A 226-nucleotide genomic window follows, 5' to 3' on the forward strand; every position below is an offset into this window, starting at 1 on the left:
TATGATCTTTCCATTCGCCATTAAGCATCAAATACTTTCTTGCATATCCTTCTCTTTCGAATCCTAATCGCTGAAGTAGCTTCCGGCTACGAGTATTTTCAGGAATATAATTAGCCATAACTCGATTAAGATTAAATTGATTAAAGATATAGTCTAAACAAAACATCAAAGCCTTAAACATGATACCTTGCCCTTGATAATCTTGATCCAAAGAGTACCCTAGATA

The 226-nt window shown here is 34.1% G+C and carries 1 protein-coding gene; it reads right to left on the reverse strand.

Features of this window, described 5'->3' with window-relative positions; all coding sequences use genetic code 11:
* A partial coding sequence (locus AAW00_RS14745) for a GNAT family N-acetyltransferase (protein WP_241461754.1) occupies positions 1 to 211 on the reverse strand: 211 nt, incomplete at its 3' end.
* Between the last annotated feature and the right edge of the window lie 15 nt (positions 212 to 226).

Origin of the sequence: Aurantiacibacter luteus (genome assembly GCF_001010945.1) — a bacterium.
In the GTDB taxonomy this organism is placed as follows: Bacteria; Pseudomonadota; Alphaproteobacteria; order Sphingomonadales; family Sphingomonadaceae; genus Alteraurantiacibacter; species Alteraurantiacibacter luteus.